The organism is Marisediminitalea alba (assembly GCF_002993365.1).
In the GTDB taxonomy this organism is placed as follows: domain Bacteria; phylum Pseudomonadota; class Gammaproteobacteria; order Enterobacterales; family Alteromonadaceae; genus Alteromonas; species Alteromonas alba.
Map to the genome: position 1 here is coordinate 57,850 of NZ_PVNP01000188.1, position 16,260 is coordinate 74,109.

Annotated in this window: 17 protein-coding genes; 13 read left to right on the top strand and 4 right to left on the bottom strand. The window is 49.3% G+C overall.

Features of this window, described 5'->3' with window-relative positions:
• Positions 1 to 107 precede the first annotated feature (107 nt).
• The 5 genes from C6Y40_RS17065 to C6Y40_RS17085 are packed head-to-tail and all read left to right on the top strand — an operon-like array spanning position 108 to position 6,688.
• Complete coding sequence (locus C6Y40_RS17065; protein ID WP_146129598.1) at positions 108 to 734, top strand: PilV family protein; 627 nt, start codon at positions 108 to 110, stop codon at positions 732 to 734.
• Positions 731 to 1,579: a PilW family protein gene (locus tag C6Y40_RS17070; RefSeq protein WP_105935608.1), complete on the top strand. Its 849-nt coding sequence runs from the start codon at positions 731 to 733 to the stop codon at positions 1,577 to 1,579. Before C6Y40_RS17065 ends, C6Y40_RS17070 begins: the two co-directional genes overlap by 4 nt.
• Positions 1,576 to 2,151 carry a pilus assembly PilX family protein gene (locus C6Y40_RS17075; RefSeq protein ID WP_105935609.1) on the top strand — a complete coding sequence of 192 codons (576 nt, stop codon included), beginning with the start codon at positions 1,576 to 1,578 and terminating at the stop codon, positions 2,149 to 2,151. The genes C6Y40_RS17070 and C6Y40_RS17075 overlap by 4 nt, the downstream gene beginning before the upstream one ends.
• A complete protein-coding gene (locus C6Y40_RS17080) occupies positions 2,151 to 6,221 on the top strand; it encodes a PilC/PilY family type IV pilus protein (protein ID WP_105935610.1) in 4,071 nt (1,356 codons plus the stop codon). The genes C6Y40_RS17075 and C6Y40_RS17080 overlap by 1 nt, the downstream gene beginning before the upstream one ends.
• Positions 6,222 to 6,226: 5 nt before the next feature.
• On the top strand, positions 6,227 to 6,688 hold the full coding sequence (locus C6Y40_RS17085; RefSeq protein WP_105935611.1) for a type IV pilin protein: 462 nt from the start codon (positions 6,227 to 6,229) through the stop codon (positions 6,686 to 6,688).
• Positions 6,689 to 6,693: 5 nt separating this feature from the next.
• Here C6Y40_RS17085 and C6Y40_RS17090 read toward each other — a convergent pair whose 3' ends face one another.
• Positions 6,694 to 7,251: a GspH/FimT family pseudopilin gene (locus tag C6Y40_RS17090; RefSeq protein WP_105935612.1), complete on the bottom strand. Its 558-nt coding sequence runs from the start codon at positions 7,249 to 7,251 to the stop codon at positions 6,694 to 6,696.
• Positions 7,252 to 7,442: 191 nt separating this feature from the next.
• Here C6Y40_RS17090 and nadE point away from each other — a divergent pair, with 191 nt between their 5' ends.
• Positions 7,443 to 8,276 (top strand): ammonia-dependent NAD(+) synthetase, encoded by an 834-nt coding sequence (gene nadE / locus C6Y40_RS17095; protein ID WP_105935613.1) that lies wholly within the window; start codon positions 7,443 to 7,445, stop codon positions 8,274 to 8,276.
• Positions 8,277 to 8,282: 6 nt separating this feature from the next.
• Positions 8,283 to 8,621 carry a P-II family nitrogen regulator gene (locus tag C6Y40_RS17100; RefSeq protein WP_105935614.1) on the top strand — a complete coding sequence of 113 codons (339 nt, stop codon included), beginning with the start codon at positions 8,283 to 8,285 and terminating at the stop codon, positions 8,619 to 8,621.
• A gap of 82 nt (positions 8,622 to 8,703) precedes the next feature.
• Here the strand turns inward: C6Y40_RS17100 and C6Y40_RS17105 are convergent, their stop codons facing one another.
• Together C6Y40_RS17105 and ygfZ are read right to left on the bottom strand one after the other, a co-directional pair.
• Positions 8,704 to 9,183, bottom strand: coding sequence for an FKBP-type peptidyl-prolyl cis-trans isomerase (locus C6Y40_RS17105; protein WP_105935615.1), 480 nt, complete (start codon positions 9,181 to 9,183; stop codon positions 8,704 to 8,706).
• 55 nt (positions 9,184 to 9,238) lie between these two features.
• Positions 9,239 to 10,216, bottom strand: coding sequence for a CAF17-like 4Fe-4S cluster assembly/insertion protein YgfZ (gene ygfZ, locus C6Y40_RS17110; protein WP_105935616.1), 978 nt, complete (start codon positions 10,214 to 10,216; stop codon positions 9,239 to 9,241).
• Between the two features lie 272 nt (positions 10,217 to 10,488).
• On the opposite strand from ygfZ, the gene C6Y40_RS17115 reads away from it, so the two are divergent.
• Genes C6Y40_RS17115 through C6Y40_RS17125 form a run of 3 tightly spaced genes read left to right on the top strand, consistent with a single transcriptional unit; the run spans position 10,489 to position 11,989 of the window.
• On the top strand, positions 10,489 to 10,740 hold the full coding sequence (locus C6Y40_RS17115) for an FAD assembly factor SdhE (RefSeq protein ID WP_105935669.1): 252 nt from the start codon (positions 10,489 to 10,491) through the stop codon (positions 10,738 to 10,740).
• A 40-nt stretch (positions 10,741 to 10,780) separates the two neighbouring features.
• On the top strand, positions 10,781 to 11,146 hold the full coding sequence (locus tag C6Y40_RS17120; RefSeq protein WP_105935617.1) for a protein YgfX: 366 nt from the start codon (positions 10,781 to 10,783) through the stop codon (positions 11,144 to 11,146).
• Positions 11,147 to 11,989 (top strand): MaoC family dehydratase, encoded by an 843-nt coding sequence (locus tag C6Y40_RS17125; protein ID WP_105935618.1) that lies wholly within the window; start codon positions 11,147 to 11,149, stop codon positions 11,987 to 11,989.
• A gap of 18 nt (positions 11,990 to 12,007) precedes the next feature.
• Here the strand turns inward: C6Y40_RS17125 and nadB are convergent, their stop codons facing one another.
• On the bottom strand, positions 12,008 to 13,690 hold the full coding sequence (nadB, locus tag C6Y40_RS17130) for an L-aspartate oxidase (RefSeq protein WP_105935619.1): 1,683 nt from the start codon (positions 13,688 to 13,690) through the stop codon (positions 12,008 to 12,010).
• A gap of 226 nt (positions 13,691 to 13,916) precedes the next feature.
• Between nadB and rpoE the strand changes: the two genes are divergently transcribed.
• The 3 genes from rpoE to C6Y40_RS17145 all read left to right on the top strand — a co-directional run bounded on the left by rpoE (position 13,917) and on the right by C6Y40_RS17145 (position 16,260).
• Positions 13,917 to 14,495 carry an RNA polymerase sigma factor RpoE gene (gene rpoE / locus C6Y40_RS17135; RefSeq protein ID WP_105935620.1) on the top strand — a complete coding sequence of 193 codons (579 nt, stop codon included), beginning with the start codon at positions 13,917 to 13,919 and terminating at the stop codon, positions 14,493 to 14,495.
• Between the two features lie 97 nt (positions 14,496 to 14,592).
• Positions 14,593 to 15,195, top strand: a complete 603-nt coding sequence (locus tag C6Y40_RS17140) for a sigma-E factor negative regulatory protein (protein ID WP_105935621.1) — start codon at positions 14,593 to 14,595, stop codon at positions 15,193 to 15,195.
• Between the two features lie 6 nt (positions 15,196 to 15,201).
• A complete protein-coding gene (locus C6Y40_RS17145; protein WP_105935622.1) occupies positions 15,202 to 16,260 on the top strand; it encodes a MucB/RseB C-terminal domain-containing protein in 1,059 nt (352 codons plus the stop codon).

Consider the following 16,260-nt stretch of genomic DNA (forward strand, 5'->3'; position numbering starts at 1 on the left):
TTGTTATTGCAGACAATACCTATTACCCAACTCACGTAACCAAAATTACGGAAAATTTACCGGCAGTTAGTTAGTATAGAGTCATATGGTAGGAGTCAATGATGCGCATGCAACCCCCAACATTAAATAGTCTGCAAAAAGTCGCCGGCGTAGGTATGATCGAAATTCTGGTCAGCCTGTTTGTGCTGACGATTGGCTTGTTGGGCGTCGCATCCCTGCAATTTACCGGTACTTTTAACAACGTACAGGCTGCTAGCAGAAGTCAGGCAGAACTGGTTGCCCGCTATGTCTCAGAACAAATGGTCAGTGCTGCACAACCTGCTCAGGCCGACGATGGCTGGGAAGTTGATGATGCCTTCTTCAATACCGATTTTTTCAATTTTGAAACCCTTTCCTGCACGGGCAGTAACCTTTACCAGTGTTACTGCCTGGCGCTGCCTGCCTCTGTTCCAAATTGTAGAACGGGTAATTGCACGAGCGCTGAAATCGCCGAATACAGTGGCTGGGAAGCCAGTTGTCAGGCGGTGGGCAGTAATCCGAATATGCGTATCAGTGTCAGTTGTAATGACCGTGACAATGGCGACGCGAAAGCCTGTTCCAGTGGTTCATTAGTAAATATAGCGGTTAGCTGGCCGGTCAAGAGTGACCAGCAATCAACGGTGGCCAACGACAGTCGGTGTACTTTTGACTCCGACTCAAATCGTGCCTGTGTGATTAAAGAGGTTACCCTGTGAAGCAGCAGTCTGGCTTTTCTCTTATTGAATTAATGATCAGCCTGGTTTTGGGCCTGATCATTTTATCAGGCGTAATACAGGTTTTTGTTAGTACCCGGGCAACAAATTCATTGAATCAGGCAATAGCTGAGATTCAGGAGTATGGGCGTTACATTACCTTGCGGATTCAGGACGAACTGCGGGAGGTTGGGCGTTACGACATTAATACAACCAATATCGAAGATTCAACAGATCTGGTCCTGGAGTCCAGTTTTGTGCTGCGTCAACCTGTGGCTATTGCCAATGATTACCCGTCCATGGCGACTCTGGGAAGTACAGAGGGGGCGGGGAGTGCCAGCGACGGGCTGGTGGTCAATTTATTAGCTGAACAGGATTGTACCGGCAACCGGTTTAATGCCACTGCCCCAGAGCATCTGCACATTGTAAACCATTATTTTGTGGAAAACGGGCAGTTAAAATGTATTGGCTACAACGGGCGCTATTTGCGTGGATTCAGCGGCAACCCCACACCCAGTGCAGAAGTTGTATTGCTCGATGGGGTAGATAACATGCAAGTTGAATATGGGTTATCAGCAGATGTTACGGGTAATGATGGTCGGGTAGTGACCTATGTGGATGCCAGCGAACTCGGCAATGCTCGTCTGGCAAATCAACAAGTGGTAGCAATTCGCCTGGCTTTATTACTCAAAAGCGCACCTATCAATCTGCAAAATATCGCCAACGAAAAGGTCAGGTTACTTTCTGAGGCCCCGGTGACTTTGGACCAGCAGCATTATTACCAGGTGTTTACAGTTTCAGTCGCGCTACGAAATAGTCTTAATTATGTTGGGAGTGCCGTGTTATGAAACAGCAACAACAGGGCATGGTACTGGTCTTTGCGCTGATCATGCTGCTTTGCGTAACCCTGCTTGGGGTGGCGGCGGTCAGCACCAGCTTATCTCAAACCAAAATGGCCAACTCTGTGCAGGCTCAGGGGCTTACCTTTGATGCCGCTGAAGCGGCAATTGCAGGCGTGGTATTTGAATCTGAGGATCAGATTGTATTGTCTAACGTCAATCTGGATGACCCCCTCACTGCGGCGCGTCAGGGCCTCACGTTTGATCCGCAAACTGATACCCTGGAGTGTGTCAATGATACGGATTGGATCAATCGCCAACTGACCAGCAGCGGATTAACAAAAGGTCAGCAAAATACCGCCACCGGCAACTTCCATACTCAGCCTGATGTTACCAGTTGGTCACGCACCGCGTTTGTGCAGGAAAAGCCTTGTCGGGGCTCCAGTAATGTTATTGGCAGCGGCGGATTACGCTGCCACGTTTTTGTCGTGCGCGGATGTGGACAGATTGATGGCAAACGAACCATCACCGCGAACTCACTGACAGTTGCCGTATTTGGTCCTTCATCGGAGGCACAATAATGAAACGAGTATCACCAGCCTGGTTAGCCAGCCTTTTTTTATGTGCCGTAGCACAACATGCTACCGGCGATGACCTTGATATCTTCCTTGGCACATCTAATGCCGCGCAAACTTACAACCCTAATGTGCTGTTTATTATGGATACGTCAGGCAGTATGGGAAGCAAGGATGGTGGTTCCGAGTCGCGAATGTTACGGGTACAAAATGCATTGAAGGATGCCCTAGCTTCGGCGACCAATATCAATGCTGGTTTGATGCGGTTTTCCGATCACGGCGGGCCGATTCTTTACCCTACCACGAATATTGATCAATCCATTGATGCCCAGTTAAGTAGCTCAACCAATGCGTCTGCCAATGATGGCTATGAAATATCATCATCAGTATATACCAATACAGATGAAATCATCCTGAGCTTTTCCACATCGCCGGTAACCTCAGCCTTTCGCTTTGAAGATCTCAATATTCCGCGCGGTGCCAGCATTACTTCGGCGTACCTTAAATTTACCTCAGCCCAGTACAATATTGCCAGTACCAATATCACTATTGCTGGTGAGTTAACCGGTGACAGTTCAGCGCTTTCCAGTGCCAGCGGTTCCATAAGCAGTAAAACGCAAACTGCTGCAGTGATTGACTGGAGTACAGATAATGATTTTCCTTCCGGGGGAGATGATGTTAGTTCGCCGGATATTGCACCGGTCATTCAGGAAATCATTGACCAGAGTAGCTGGTGTGGCAACAACGCGCTGACTGTTTTGATCAACGGTGAGGGTAACAGTACCTCAAGCAACCGCCGGGTCATGGCCTATGATGATGGGACCGGTACCGCTCCGCAGTTGGTTATCTCTTACGATCAAACGTCGGCTACCGGCTGTGTAGCAGGGGAAGCTCAGTATCAGATTGCAGACTCCTATGACAATGTGGAAGAAGCCACTAATGGTTGGGAATCTACCGGTCGTGAGCTGACTTTTCGGGATAGCTCGAATAGCTATATTGGTTTGCGTTTCACTGATGTCAATATCCCTCAGGGCGCGACTGTGACCAATGCGTACCTGGAATTTACCGCTTATGATACGGATACCAGAAATGGTGCAACCATGCTTATCAGAGGAATAGATCAGGACAACATTAGTAATTTCAGATACCACAGCCGTAATGATCTGCGGAATATTGCTAAAACCGGCGGTGTCACCTGGAGTATTCCTGACTTCAGACGAAACAGGACGTATCAGACCGGAGATCTGAGTAGCATAATCAATGGTATTGTTGGCCGCAGTGGCTGGCAGGCGGGCAATGCACTGGGATTCGTGCTGAGTGATTTTGACGAATTACGGGGTGCCTACTCATATAGCGGCAAACCTTCCCGGGCGCCCAGGCTTTATATTGAATTTAACGGTAATGCCTCTGCCGGCAGCAGTCTTTCGGTTCGGGACTTGCTTATCAGTCAGGTCGATGACCTGTCGGCCAACGGTTTAACCCCCATTGTTGATACCCTTTACGAAGCGGCCTTGTATTATGGCGGCCGACAAGTGGATTATGGTTTAACCCGGGGTAACTCATCGGTCTCCTCGAGTGTGCGCCGCAGTACCCGTGTGAGCCATCGCGATGCTTATACAGGCGCTGACTCAGTACTTCCCTATGGCTGCGATCCGGAAAACCTCAGTGATTACGATTGTATCGATGAATATATACCCAGTGGTGCAGAGTACATCAGCCCGGTGACAGATTTACAGTGTCAGACCAATAACCATATTGTGCTGTTGTCTGATGGTGAAGCGAATAACAACCACAGTTCAGCAAAGATCCAGGCTTTACTTAACAGCAATTGCCAGAACGCGTCTTCCGGTGAGTATTGCGGTTTGGATTTGGTCTCGAATATCAGTAAATCGGCAACCTCCGTCATTGGCCCGAAAGTCACCACCCATACCATTGGCTTTGCAGCGAATAACAATGCCAATAACTTTCTCTACCGACTGGCACTGCAAAGTGGTGGTGGGTTCTATACGGCAAATAATTCCACCGATCTGCTAAATGCCTTTGAGACCATTCTGAGGGCCGTTAAGGATGTTAATGCGACATTCGTGTCTCCGGGGGTAGCAGTAAATCAGCTCAACCGCCTGACTCACCAGGATGAACTCTACTACGCGCTGTTTAAACCGGCTGAGGGTACCTTATGGCCGGGAAATTTGAAAAAATATCGAATTTCCGGGGATTCGGTATACGACCAAAATGGCCTTGCTGCCATTGATACTAATACCGGTTTCTTTGCCGATAGCTCACACAGTTACTGGTCGCTGTTTCAGGATGGCGCGGATGTCCGCGAAGGGGGCGCTGCTTCGCTGTTGCCATTATCCCGAAATGTGTACTTTTTTGATGGCCCGGGTAGCATTGTATCGGCTGCCAATCAGGTGCATGAAAATAACAGTGGGATTACTACTGCTACCATGGACACTGACGGCGAAGCCGATCCGCAGGGGCTGCGTGAGATACTGCTCAAGTGGACGCGAGGTGTGGATATCAAAGACTATGATGGTGATGGCAATATCACCGAATCCCGTCTGCAAATGGGTGACCCTATCCATTCCCAACCTGTAATTGTTAATTATGGTAATAATGATTCAGTGATTTTTATTGCCACCAACCACGGCTTCCTGCATGCCTTTGATGCAGACACCGGCACTGAGTATTACTCCATAACCCCTAAATCGCTGTTGGCGAATATCAAGGACTTCTATCAGGATAACTCCAGCTACCGCCACATTTATGGACTGGATGGTCACATGGTGTTACGTGAATTCAACAATAAGAAGTATCTGTATGTTGGTATGCGTCGCGGTGGTCGGGATTATTACGTATTTGATATCACCAGTAAAACATCCCCCTCTTTAGTTTTTAAAATTGAGGGCGGCAGCACCGGGCCGGATAAACTGGGGCAAACCTGGTCACGCCCAATCATTACCAAAATGAATATGGGTGGAACATCCTATAACGTAATGATAGTCGGTGGTGGCTATGATGAAACCCAGGACACAAATCAGGTTAAAACCGCTGATGCGGTAGGCAACGCCGTGATGATTTTTAATGCTGATACCGGGGCCTTACTATGGCAAGCATCTGATAGTGGTGCTGACCTGAACCTGAGTGAAATGCAATACTCTATCCCTGGTCATGTCGCAGCTATTGATCGCGACAGTGATGGCTATGCAGACCACTTATACGCTACGGATATGGGAGGCCAGATATTCCGATTTGATGTTTATAACGGCGAATCTGGCAGCGACTTCATTAAAGGCCAGCGCATTGCAGATTTAGCTGGCACGGGGAATTCTGATAACCGCCATTTCTACTATGGAGTGGATGTTGCTGAAGTGGCGCTTGGTAGCAGTAACTTTTACGCCGTAGTGGTTGGCAGTGGCTGGCGGGCCAATCCGCTGGATAATGTGGTCAATGATCGATTTTACATGATTAAGGATACCGGTGTATTCACGCCTGATACCAATGGCGACTTTACTTTTCCGACTACGATCACCGAAAACGACTTGTTCGATGCCACCAGTCATAGTCTGACCCACAGTAATGATTCAACCAGAGAACTAGCTATCACGGAGTATAAGAGTAAACAGGGATGGTTCTTAAAAATGCAAACTTCCGGCGAAAAAATTCTCTCTTCGCCGGTTATTGTTAATTACAAGGTCTTCTTTACCAGTTACGTGCCTGCGTCGAGCAGCACCAGCGCCTGTGCACCTCCGGCGGGGAACAGCCGGGCATATCTGGTAAACCTTGTTGATGGTAATGCGGTGGGCGATCTGAATGGTGATGACGAATTGGGTGAAGATGATCGCTTTGCAACGTTGACGCAAACCGGTATTGCCCCTGATACTAAGATCCTCATAGAGGATGCTACCAATCCTACAATCTGCCTGGGTACCGAATGTGTATCGGCGGTAGTACCCGTGGATGAAGATGGTAATCCGGAGGCCTGTGCTTCAGACTTTGAATGCCTGAGTCAGAATATATTTGGCCGCTATCAGCGGGTAATGCGTGGTAGCTGGTCAACCGAAGTGGAGCAATAATAGTTATGACCAAACCATCAGGGTTTACTTTAATCGAAGTTATGATCGCGGTGGTCATTGTAGGTATTATCGCCGCAGTGGGATACCCGTCGTACCAGTCAATGATGATTAGTGCTAACCGCAGTACGGCTCAGGCTGACCTGATGGGTTTTGCCTCGGCAATGGAACGCCATTATGCAACAACTTTCAGTTATAACGGTGCGGCCACAGGTAGCGGTAACACCGGGTCGCCAGTGGTTTTTACGGCCTACTCACCATCTACTGAACCCGCAGCCAAGAAAAAGTACACGCTTACTATTCATGCCGTGAGTGCTGATGGTAATAGCTATGAACTACGCGCGGTGCCGGTAAGCGGCAGTCCTCAGGCGGGTGATGGTACGTTATATATATTCAGTGATGGGCGCAAAGCCTGGGATCAGAATAGTGACGGCAGTATTGGCAGCAGCGAATACTGCTGGTCTTGCTAAAGATTTTAACTACAGGTTAATGCAGAACCAGCATGGTTCTCATTAACACCATCGTCATCGGAGTCCTGGGCGATGGCGATTTTACCGTACCCATTAATAATCAGGCCAACGGCTTTATCGGCTTTACTTGTGTCGTCGCAAATCGTCAATGTAGTGGTGATATTAGCGCCGCCTCTTGCATCAAAAACAAGGGCTTGAGAGGGCGCTTTAATTTTAACACTGCTATGCAGCTTTTCAGTGGAACTCAGTAAGGTTTCATTTGTGCCACGTTTACCGTTGCCGTCGACATCATAAAAAGCCATGCTCGGGTAAGTCCAGTTACTGATACAATTCGTATAATCCAAAGAAGGGCACATAACCACCTCGGTTTGCTCTTCCATGGCTTTAAAACGGGCAAGGCGGGCCAATGTGCTCAGTTCATTGATTTCTTTGGTCAGTATAGAATGATTAATGAATCCGCGGGCGCCAGGCACTACTACGCCGGCAATGATACTTAGCACTGCAACGGTTATCATGAGTTCGATCAGCGTATAGCCTGAGTGGCGCATAGAGAGCATCTTCATAGAGTTGATTCTAATGGTAGTTTATCGTACAACCAGTTCTATTGTTTATGAAAATAAACACCTAAGTATCGCTGTACGGCTGATTCTGCATCGCAGTGCTTCAACATCAGCAGTTGATATAATGCCTGCTGACAACATGGCGTCTTTTAACGTAGACTGTATACAAGTTATAGAAAACTCTGGATTATCTAATGGATAAACAAGCGGTTATTGAGGAAATGAAAGTACTGCCATCGATTGACGTGGCGTACGAAGTTACCCGTCGGGTTGGGTTTATTAAGCAACAACTCAAACAGTCGGGCTTGAATGCCCTGGTGCTTGGCATCAGCGGCGGTATCGACTCCTGCACTCTGGGGCGACTGGCTCAGCTGGCTATCGATGAGCTCAATCAGGAGCATCATGAAAAGTACCAGTTTGTAGCGGTACGTTTGCCCTACAATGTTCAGGCTGACGAAGAAGACGCCCAGGCGTCGATCGATTTTATTAAGCCGACTCAGTCTATTGCAGTGAACGTGCAGCCGGGAGCTGATGCCATCCACCAGGAAACCTGTTCGGCATTAACCGCGGCGGGTTTGCTACCAGCCGATGAGAGCAAGCAGGACTTTGTAAAAGGTAACGTTAAAGCCCGTACCCGGATGGTTATTCAGTATGAAATTGCCGGTATGGTTGACGGTCTGGTGCTGGGCACCGACCATTCTGCTGAAAATATTACCGGCTTTTACACCAAATACGGTGATGGAGCCTGTGATTTAGCCCCGCTGTTCGGCTTAAGTAAACGGCAGGTACGTCAGGTCGCTGAGCACCTGGGCGCACCGGCAAAAATTATTCATAAGGCACCAACCGCCGATCTGGAAACCTTGTCGCCACAGAAAGCTGACGAACAGGCATTAGGGCTGACTTACGACCAGATTGATGATTTTCTCGAAAATAAACCGGTTGCAGCGGAAGTCTCTGAAAAGTTACTGTATATTTATAAACGTACACAACATAAACGTGTACCCATTCCTACTATTTACGATGAGTAAACGACGATGAAAAAAATTGAAGCAATCGTTAAGCCGTTTAAACTCGATGACGTTAGAGAAGCGCTTGCCGATGTGGGTATTGCCGGCATGACGGTAACCGAAGTAAAAGGCTTTGGGCGTCAGAAAGGCCATACCGAGCTGTACCGGGGAGCGGAATACCAGGTCGACTTTTTACCAAAAGTGAAAATTGAAATCGTGCTTGATGATGAGCGGGTAGAGCTGGCCGTAGAAACCATTCTGAAATCGGCTAAAACCGGCAAAATTGGTGATGGTAAAATCTTTATTTATTCTGTTGAAGAGGCGATTCGTATTCGTACTTCTGAACAGGGCGACGAAGCGATTTAATCCCGCGCCGATAATGACCAACAAAAAAAGGAGTGCTGTGGCACTCCTTTTTGCTTTATCCCTTTCAGGCTAATGGCGATGCTTAGTGATTGCAGCCGCCTTTGCCGTGAACATGGCCGTGGGCCAGTTCATCTTCAGTGGGCTCACGAACATCGAGCACTTCCACTTCAAAAGATAACGCGATACCTGCCAGAGGGTGGTTGCCGTCGATAATCACTTCGTCATCGGTTTTCTCAATCACAATAACTGACTGCTCGCCGGCATCAGTGGTCGCGCGAAATTGCATGCCAGGCTCAACTTCCATGCCTTCAAACATGGAAGCCGGCACGGCCTGCACCAGATGATCAAGACGTTCACCATAAGCTTTTTCCGGAGCAACGGTAACATCAAACTTTTCACCGGCGGCTTTACCCTGCAGGGCCTCTTCAAGACCACTGATTAAAAAGCGACTGCCAAGCAGTGCGGATAATGGCTCTCCACCGGTGGATGAATCAAGCTCGGTACCATCTTCGGTGCTTACGGTGTAGTGCAGGGTTACTACACTGTTTTGCGAAATCTGCATAATCTCTGCCTTTTCGGAGGTTGTAAAAAATAAAAATATACGCCGTGCGCCTTATTTAGAGCGTATACGGCAAGTCACAATGAATCAACTCCAATGCCGGATTAGTTGACAGTCTGAAGCTATCCTCGGGGGTGGTGTCATTATTCACTACGGCAAGCAGCCAGGTTTCCTCACCCAGAACCGCCGCGCGCAGGATGGTGCCGCCTGAGCGCCAGTGCTCACCGGCCTGTTTTTCAAGTTTGGCTGTGGCGATATCTTCACAAGCCTCGGGCAACTTGAAAATCATCGCAGCGCGCTTGTTCCTGCCCAGGTAACGGGTACGGGCAACCACTTCCTGGCCCATATAGCAGCCCTTGTTAAAGTCGATAGCATCCAGAGCCTGCAGGTTCATCATTTGTGGAACGTACTGGTTAATCTGTTCTTCGCTGGTCAGTGCGGGGATACCGCTGGCAATATCCAGTGCTGTGGCTGCCGTTTCCTCAAAGAGAGGTAAATCAGCATCGCTTACCGCCTGGACGAATGCTGGCGCAGCGTCTTTTTTCAGGGCAAGCAGTACAGTATCTGCGGGATAATCTAAAGCGATACAGAAGCCTGAATCAGACTCGACCATGGCCATCGGGCTATCAGGTAACGCAGCGAAATTGCCTTCCAGTAACGCGGTGGTTTGCTTACCCTTTAACAGGTAAAAATCAAAGTTTTCCGTTTCGGAGGTGATTTCAATCTTTGAAAATACGCCGTATTTTTTTAGTTGCTCCACCGAAGCGCCCACTGGTGTATTGCCTGCAAGCAGATAAAGGGCGGAGGCGCCATTGGCCACCAGACTCACACTCCAGCTTTTGCCTTTAAAGTCACAGTGTGCGCTGCGGCGCACGGTTGCGTCAGCCATCTTATTGATATCAATGGTTAACTGACTGTGCAAAAAGGTTTTGGCATCATCGCCACTGACACTCACACAGGCCATCGACGGCAAAGCCACGACTAAATTATCGGGAAAAGCATCCATTTTGGGAGGGAGTGGGGAGTTCGCTTGCATAGTAATATTAACGCCTGATGTTTTAACTAACCTGCTGGAGTATATGAGGGGGATCAGCCAGAAGATCAAGGGGGATGATGATTGTTGTTGTGAGCGTGGCTGACCACTTGTTAATGGCCGGGTAATAAACACTGGAATGCACGCCAGAGCTGCCCCTCGAGTAAATGGAAGAGCAACCTTTGGATGGGCAATAGACAACTTCTGGCCAGTATCAACCTGTCTCTAACCGTGATATATTTGCCGCCATGACTATTTCACACAATCAACCGGTTATGTTTACTGCGAAACGTTATGCACGATTGAAATGGGCTTGCCGCCGCGGCATGCTGGAACTGGATGTACTGTTACTGCCATTTGTTGAAGAAGCGTTTAACGATCTGTCTGAACAGGATAAGGAAACTTTTGAAAGGTTACTGACCTGTGACGATCCGGATCTGTTTGCCTGGATTATGGGCCATCAGACCTGTCAGGATCCTGAACTGGCCAGGATGGTCGATACGATTGTCAGCCGGGTCAAAGTATAGCGTTTTTCTGCGACCGCCCGTGTGCCAGCCTGTTTATCGAATGATGCTGGCCAGTGTGGCAGTCGCGATTATCCTGGTGTTAACGCCTGCGTTTTGGTGGGCAGTTCTAACCGGGTGTATCAGTTTGTGCCTGGTAATGTTCTGGCCACTGAATTTTACATCGCATCCACAGACCTGGATAATTGATGAGGCTGGCGAAGGGTATACGGTTATTACCGGCCGTCAGGATTACGCCGGTAACTGGCAAATCAGCCCGCGCTCAAAGCTGCTTCCCGGTGCATTGTATCTGGTGCGCTATTTTCAGCAGTCGCGGCGGTTTGAAACCTGCTGGCTTTTTCCCTGGCAGGTTCAGGATAAAGATTACCGCCGACTCGCCAGGATTGTGTTTAGGCAAGGACAACTCTGAATGTTAGGACTTTATTTGCAGGCTGGGTTTAAAAAAGCTGCTGATATTACGCCGTCTTCACTGGAAGGCCTGCAACGCGCCCCGGTGTTATGGCAGACCTTCTTACCCAGCGCTCGTCACTATAAGAAATACTGTAAGTTAGTTGACTGGGAAAACCCCACTCGGATGCACCCGTTTTACTGGCAGGTGCGGGGACTTTCATTGCAACTACGCTTGCTGGCTCACAGTAAAAGCCCGTTCAAGTTACTGGGACTGGTGCATTTGCAGAACCGGGTAGAAGAGTATGCCGAATGCCGCACCGATATTCCCTGTGAGCTGGTGGCCCGCTTTGGTACTGTTTTTCAGCATCGCCGAGGATTGGCCGTAGAAGTCACCGTTACCGGCAACCAGCGCGGTCAGCGGGTATACAGCGCAACCGGCACGTACCTGATGCAAACCTCACTTAAGCCCGGCCCGTTACCTGCCTACGAGAGTGATATTGTCGCACCGGGTGAAACCTCCCCCGAGACTGCAGAGTTAGCATTCAGTGCTTCAATGGTGCGCCGCTACGCAAAAGTGTCTGGCGATGTTAACCCCATTCATTTAAGTACGCTGACAGCCAGATTATTTGGTTTTAAACGGGCGATAGTGCATGGTATGTACAGCGGTGCAAAGGCGGTTTCTGTGCTGGATAAACAAGCGGAGCTAAATAGCAAAGCAGTGCGGTTAGCGTTTAAACGACCGATGTTTGTGCCAGCCAAAGCCGTGCTGTACAGCGAACAAGGTGAAGGGTCTACCCACTTCTCGCTGGTCTCAGCCAACCGGGAGCAGGCGGAAACCTACTTCACCGGCCAGATCGGTTGATAACGCCACCGACTGCGTTTAGTGCTCGAAACTGGTTAAATCACCCGGTTGCGGTGAGGTATTAGACGGCATGGGCGTTAAAATGGATGGCGTTGCATTCTCTGCCCGTTCAGGATAATCCTGGTTGTAATGCAGCCCGCGACTTTCTTGACGTTGCATGGCACAGCGCACTATCAGCTCAGCCACCGTTACCAGATTACGTAGCTCCAGCAAGTTATTGCTGACCCGGAAATTCGAGTAGTAATCACTGATTTCCTGTTCCAGCAATTTAATCCGGCGAATTGCTCGCTCCAGCCGTTTGGTAGTGCGCACGATGCCAACGTAATCCCACATAAACAGGCGTAGCTCATGCCAGTTATGCTGGATAATAACCTCTTCGTCAGAGTCGCTGACCTTACTTTCATCCCATGGCAGGATGGGCTCTTCTGCGGGAGCTTCATCCAGGCGGGAAAGAATATGCTCAGCTGCTGAGCGGGCAAAAACAATACACTCCAGCAGCGAATTAGACGCCATCCGGTTGGCACCGTGTAAGCCTGTGTAAGCGACTTCGCCAACCGCATAGACATTATCCAGATCGGTACGCGCATTTAAATCGGTCATCACGCCGCCGCAACTATAATGCGCCGCCGGAACGACCGGAATAGCTTCGCGGGTGATATCTATGCCCAGCGAGCGGCATTTGCGATAAATATTCGGGAAGTGCTTTACAATGAAGTCGGCAGGTTTATGACTAATGTCCAGATACATACAGTCAGCGCCCAGTCGTTTCATTTCATAGTCGATAGCACGGGCAACAATATCCCGCGGAGCGAGGTCTTTGCGCTCGTCGAATTTTTCCATAAACGGCGTGCCATCGGCGTGAACCAGACGGGCACCTTCGCCACGCAGTGCTTCGGTAATCAGGAAGTTACGCGCCTGCGGGTGGAATAAGCAGGTAGGGTGGAACTGGTTAAATTCCATATTAGCGACCCGGCAACCCGCCCGCCACGCCATGGCAATACCATCACCGCTGGCAATATCCGGATTCGAGGTGTACTGGTAAACCTTACTGGCACCACCGGTGGCCAGGGTGATAAAGCGGCTGCGGATCACCTCGACCTGTTCCCGTTTGCGGTTCCATACATATACGCCTTTGCAGCGGTTAGGATTGTCCTGGCTTTTTATCATATCGATGGCATTGTAACGCTCAAAAATATGAATATTGGGATGCTGGGATACCGCTTCGTTAAGCGTGATTTGCAGCGCTTCGCCGGTGGCATCGGCGGCATGCAGGATGCGGCGGAAGCTATGCCCGCCCTCGCGGGTGAGGTGATAGCGGTTTTCGCCGTTATCGGCCTGCTCCTGATCAAAGGGGACGCCATGTTCGATTAACCATTCCATGGCACTCTTGGCATTTTGCGCAGTAAACCGCACAACGTCTTCATCGCAAAGATAGGCGCCGGCTTCCAGAGTATCCTGTACATGGGACTCAATGGAGTCGCGTTCGTCAAATACTGCCGCAATACCGCCCTGAGCGTAACGGGTGGAGCCTTCGTTACAGTCACTTTTACTGAGCAGGATAATGCGACAATAATTGGCCAGTGATAAGGCCAGGCTCATGCCCGCCGCGCCAGAACCGATAATTAAAACATCACAACTGTGCTCAACGTTAGCGTCAGCAGGTTGCTCCGGTGTTACAGATGAAGAAGCATTTGAATTCATGTAATGTAAGGGTCACAATGCGTGATTTTCGGCAAGTCTAATAAAACTCGGCGCAAACGTAAAAGACTAAACGCCTTTACGGCAACTATTTTACCGATATTTAGGGTGTTTAGCTTGAGAAATGAAAAAAAGATCACATTCTTTGCGAACTTTTTAAAATACGCGAAGTCTACTCAATTGCTTGCATGAGCTATTTGGGAATTAGTCGGTAGGAGAAATGGCTCGAATGAGCGAGCAAATAACTGATCAACAGTTGGTTGAACGTGTTCAGCAAGGCGATAAAAACGCGTTTAATCTGCTGGTAACGCGCTATCAGCATAAAGTGATGCACTTGGTTTCGCGCTATGTGAAAAACACCGGTGATGTGGCAGACGTCACGCAGGATGCGTTTATTAAAGCGTATCGTGCGTTACCTAATTTCAGGGGCGACAGCGCATTTTACACCTGGTTGTATCGTATAGCAGTGAACAGCGCCAAAAATTATTTGGTGGCTATCGGGCGTAAGCCGCCCGCCAGTGATGTCGATGCTGAAGAAGCGGACTATTATGATGGCAGTGATGCACTGAAGGAGCATTCATCTCCTGAGCGCAGTGTGCTGTCGGATGAACTTGAGGCGACTTTGTTTCGCGCTATGGAAAAATTGCCTGACGATTTACGAATGGCAATTACTCTGCGTGAAATTGAGGGGCTGAGTTACGAAGAAATTGCAAATGTAATGGCCTGTCCTGTAGGAACGGTGCGTTCCAGGATATTCAGAGCACGGGAAGCTATTGATAAGGTTATTCAACCATTACTGGAAACCTGATATTGAGCTTTAGGGCCGAGATCAGGTACAGTAGATTTTGACAAGGTTGCCTTATAACGATGAAAAGTAATCAAGGCGTAACCAGGAAAAGTACTTTATGACGCAGCAACACGAAAAATTATCGGCTTTTATGGACGGCGAACTCGATGACAGCGGGTTTGTTGACAGCATTAAAAACGATAGTGAATCACTGGCAAAATGGCGTAGCTACCATGTCATCCGTAGCGGTTTACGTAAAGAAGCTTCAGTGATGCCGGAATTTGACATTACTGCCCAGGTTGCAGCCGCGCTTGACCAGGAACCAACAGTGTTGGCGCCGAAGTCCAAATGGAAGTCGCTACCAGTGGTGAACAAGGTAGTACCATTCCTTCGTCAGTCCGGCCAACTGGCTGTTGCAGCATCAGTGGCTGCCGCGGTAATTCTGGGCGTACAACAGGTTAATCAACAACCTGCGGCGGAAGAGCCTTTTACGACTTTCCAGACACCCGTGATCCCAGGCATGCCGCAAACCGGCATGGCACCGGTAAGCCTTGAGCAAAGTAATATAGTACCAAATAATCGCGCTGGCGATTCGGATGCACTGTTACAGAAGCGTCGACAAATTAATGCTTTGCTTGCCGACCATGAGCAGCAACTGAAACTGAAGCAGGCAGAAGAGCAATCTCAACGGGCCGCGGAATCTGAACCTAATCAGCCTTAAATTACTATGCAAGCATTCTTCGATGTAAAACAACGCACTGCCCGGGCAGTGCGTTTGTTGTTTCTAACTACCTTAATTTCTGCTGTGCCTGCGGTAGTTTATGCGCAGGAAGACTCGCAAAGCGAGCCTGAACAGATAACAGAGCCAGATCTGGCTCTCGCCGATGTTCCCCGGCAAAACCTGAGCGGTATGGAGTGGCTGGAACGCTTAGCCCAAATCAATCGCACCTCCAATTTTGAAGTATCGTTTGTACTGACCAGAGCCGGTCAGGAAATGACTCCCTACCTGTGGCGGCATGCGGTATTAGAAGATGGTCTGGAAGCTGAGCAACTCAATCTGCAAAACGGGCCGGGTCAGGAAATGATCCGTCTTGGCAATGTGGTCAGCGTGTTCGAACCAGATGTGCAGCCATACAGCATTTACGCCAGTGCCATCAGCGGGCCACTGCCCAGCGATTTATTGTACAACCCTACGGCGCTGACCGACGCTTACCAGTTTATTACCATTGGCCGTACCCGGGTTTCCGGCCGGGCAGCCCAGCAGTTACGTATCGTTAGTCGCGACAACAAGCGCTATAACTATCAGGTGTGGCTCGACGAAGAAACCGGCATGTTGTTAAAGCTGGATATGGTGGATTTACAGGGCTCATTGCTGGAGCAAATTCAGGTCACCGCGGTGAATGTGAGTGAGCAACCGTCACCGTATTTTTCAAGAATAAATCCACAAGCGTTACCCGGTGCGGTAGCCATGACCCCAAAACCCCGTCAGCATCAGTGGGAAGTGAAATTTTTGCCCGTGGGAATGGAAGAAATCAAGCGCGAAACCCGGCGACTGGCCATGACCGGTCAGGTGGTAGAATACAAATTGTTCAGTGATGGCATGGTAGACGTGTCGGTATATGTGCAACCCGCTCAGGATTCTCTGGATTCTGACGTGGTGCTGCGCCATTCAACCAATACGTTTTTGTCGTTAACCAATGGTCAGGTGCAAATCACTATCATTGGCAAAGTCCCGCCTCAAACCGCCTACGAAATTGCCCACTCCATTGGTGCAGCCGGAGAATAG

Excerpts from the sequence above, each read along its gene's own strand:
- C6Y40_RS17120 (WP_105935617.1), top strand. The coding sequence starts at position 10,781 with ATGATGCTGGCCAGTGTGGCAGTCGCGATTATCCTGGTGTTAACGCCT.
- C6Y40_RS17100 (WP_105935614.1), top strand. The coding sequence starts at position 8,283 with ATGAAAAAAATTGAAGCAATCGTTAAGCCGTTTAAACTCGATGACGTT.
- C6Y40_RS17085 (WP_105935611.1), top strand. The coding sequence starts at position 6,227 with ATGACCAAACCATCAGGGTTTACTTTAATCGAAGTTATGATCGCGGTG.
- C6Y40_RS17065 (WP_146129598.1), top strand. The coding sequence starts at position 108 with ATGCAACCCCCAACATTAAATAGTCTGCAAAAAGTCGCCGGCGTAGGT.
- rpoE (WP_105935620.1), top strand. The coding sequence starts at position 13,917 with ATGAGCGAGCAAATAACTGATCAACAGTTGGTTGAACGTGTTCAGCAA.
- C6Y40_RS17075 (WP_105935609.1), top strand. The coding sequence starts at position 1,576 with ATGAAACAGCAACAACAGGGCATGGTACTGGTCTTTGCGCTGATCATG.
- C6Y40_RS17125 (WP_105935618.1), top strand. The coding sequence starts at position 11,147 with ATGTTAGGACTTTATTTGCAGGCTGGGTTTAAAAAAGCTGCTGATATT.
- C6Y40_RS17105 (WP_105935615.1), bottom strand. The coding sequence starts at position 9,183 with ATGCAGATTTCGCAAAACAGTGTAGTAACCCTGCACTACACCGTAAGC.
- ygfZ (WP_105935616.1), bottom strand. The coding sequence starts at position 10,216 with ATGCAAGCGAACTCCCCACTCCCTCCCAAAATGGATGCTTTTCCCGAT.
- C6Y40_RS17145 (WP_105935622.1), top strand. The coding sequence starts at position 15,202 with ATGCAAGCATTCTTCGATGTAAAACAACGCACTGCCCGGGCAGTGCGT.
- C6Y40_RS17115 (WP_105935669.1), top strand. The coding sequence starts at position 10,489 with ATGTTTACTGCGAAACGTTATGCACGATTGAAATGGGCTTGCCGCCGC.
- nadE (WP_105935613.1), top strand. The coding sequence starts at position 7,443 with ATGGATAAACAAGCGGTTATTGAGGAAATGAAAGTACTGCCATCGATT.
- nadB (WP_105935619.1), bottom strand. The coding sequence starts at position 13,690 with ATGAATTCAAATGCTTCTTCATCTGTAACACCGGAGCAACCTGCTGAC.
- C6Y40_RS17090 (WP_105935612.1), bottom strand. The coding sequence starts at position 7,251 with ATGAAGATGCTCTCTATGCGCCACTCAGGCTATACGCTGATCGAACTC.
- C6Y40_RS17140 (WP_105935621.1), top strand. The coding sequence starts at position 14,593 with ATGACGCAGCAACACGAAAAATTATCGGCTTTTATGGACGGCGAACTC.
- C6Y40_RS17080 (WP_105935610.1), top strand. The coding sequence starts at position 2,151 with ATGAAACGAGTATCACCAGCCTGGTTAGCCAGCCTTTTTTTATGTGCC.